General features: G+C 72.0%; 2 protein-coding genes. One reads left to right on the top strand and one right to left on the bottom strand.

Annotation, left to right across the window (positions count from 1 at the left end):
• Positions 1–599, top strand: a 599-nt coding sequence (locus tag FJ251_15925) for a T9SS type A sorting domain-containing protein (GenBank protein ID MBM4119190.1), incomplete at its 5' end; no start/stop codon positions are given.
• Here the strand turns inward: FJ251_15925 and FJ251_15930 are convergent.
• A partial coding sequence (locus FJ251_15930) for an ammonia-forming cytochrome c nitrite reductase subunit c552 (protein ID MBM4119191.1) occupies positions 596–1,951 on the bottom strand: 1,356 nt, incomplete at its 5' end. The genes FJ251_15925 and FJ251_15930 overlap by 4 nt on opposite strands.

Here is a 1,951-nt window from a genome sequence, read left to right on the forward strand (position 1 = left end):
TTGTCTACGTGGGGCTCCAGAGCAACGGCATCTGGCGCTGGGACGCCGGCACCGCGAGCTGGGTCGCGACCCCGATCGACAACACCATGGTCTTCTTCCTCAAGTCGCTGGCGGGCAGGCTCTGGATGGGCGGCTGGGGACAGCTCCTCAGCAGCGCGGACGGCGAGAGCTGGACCGACGAGCACGAGGGCCTCAAGTCCTGGCTGTCCGTCAACGCGCTCGACGGGGACGCCGACTGGCTCTATGCCGGCCTCGACGGCGGCGGCATCTGGCGCCGCTCCCTGGCGACGGGCCTGGAGGGGATCGACCCGGGGACCGGCGGGACCGGCGCCCGGCTCTCGGTGACCCCCAACCCCTTCCTGCGCGGGGCCCAGTTGCGCTTCACGCTCGCGCGGCCGGCGCCGGTGGCGCTCGCGGTCTACGACGTCGCGGGTCGGCTCGTCGCGCGCCTGGTCGAGGGCGAGCTGCCGGCCGGGGTCCAGGAGCGCCAGTGGGACGGCCGCACGGCCGGCGGCGAGGCGGCGCCGGCCGGGCTCTACCTGATTCGCCTCGAGGTCGCGGGCCGCGTGGAGGTGACGAAGAGCGTCCGCCTGCGCTAGCCGCGGCGGGGTGGCGCGCCGGACGGGACGAGCGTGAGCTGCCGCAGGGCCGACTGGCCCTGCCGGCAGTAGTCGATCGCTTCGCCCAGGATGCGCGCCGCTTCCTGCGGCGCGTGGAAGCCCATCGAGTTCTCTGCGTTGATGAAGTCGACCCGCCACTGCGCCTTGCGCTGGAAGGCGAGGGCCGCGGCGAGGCTCGCCGGCGCAGCGCCCGCGCGCTTGGCCGCGGCCAGCTCGCCGATCAGCTCGACGAGGGCGTCTTCGGCGCGGTTCATCAGGGCGAAGTTGCGCTCCTGAATGGTCACCACGCGGGCGGCCAGCTCCGCCTCCGGGAAGCGGTGACAGGTCTGGCAGGCGCGGGCGATGTCCAGCAGCGGGCTGCGCACGTGGTGGTCGCTGATCTTGATCGCCCCCTCACGGAGGTAGGGCATGTGGCAGTCGGCGCAGGCCACGCCGGAGCGCGCGTGCACGCCCTGGCTCCAGAGCTCGAACTCCGGGTGCTGGGCCTTGAGCGCGAGGGCACCCGTGGCGGCGTGGCTCCAGTCGAGGAAGGGGCTGCCGTCCGGAAAGCGGTGGGCGTCGTAGGTGGCCTCGATCTGCTCGACCTTGAGGCCCTGATCCCAGGGGAAGAAGAGCGTCTCCTTGGGACCGCAGTAGTACTCGACGTGGCACTGGCCGCAAACGAAGGAGCGCATCTCCTGGCGAGAGGCTTCCCGGTTGGGGTCGTAGGGCGCGCTCCGGTCGCCCGCCCGCCATTTCTCGAGCGAGGGCAGGAAGGGCAGGGGGTCTGCGCTCCGCGCGAGGGCGGCGATGCCGCGGAGGAAGCCCGGCTTGGTGATCCGCAGCTGCATCGTCACCGGATCGTGGCAGTCGATGCAGGCCACGGGGTGCTCGACGAGCTTCGTCGCCTCCGCGTAGGGCATGGCGCAGAACGCTTCGAAGCCACGCCTGAGCTGCTCCTGAGCGCTCTCGCTGAGGAAGGGATCGCCGAGCGCGCCCGGCGCGCCTTGCTTGAGGCCCTCCGCGCGGAAGGCCACCGTGTTCGAGGCATGGCAGTGCAGGCAGGCGCCCGACTGCTTGCGCTCGGTGACGCGCTTGGTCGCGCGCTGGTCCTCGAGCATGTAGGCGTGCCCGCGCCGCTCGCGGAAGTCGATCGCGAAGGCGTAGCCCTCGAAGATCGTCACGAGGCGAGGATCCTCCGCGATGCGGCTGTCGGGCAGGGTCTCGCTGCCCCAACCGCCGAAGCGGGTGCCGGTGCGCTCGGCCGTGCGCAGGTAGGCGTCGTACTGGCGGGGAAAGTTCTTGCCCCAGATGGCGGGGTCCACCGTCGTCTCGTCCAGCTCGACCAGGGG

The sequence above is a fragment of the bacterium genome (assembly GCA_016873475.1).
Taxonomy (GTDB): domain Bacteria; phylum Krumholzibacteriota; class Krumholzibacteriia; order JACNKJ01; family JACNKJ01; genus VGXI01.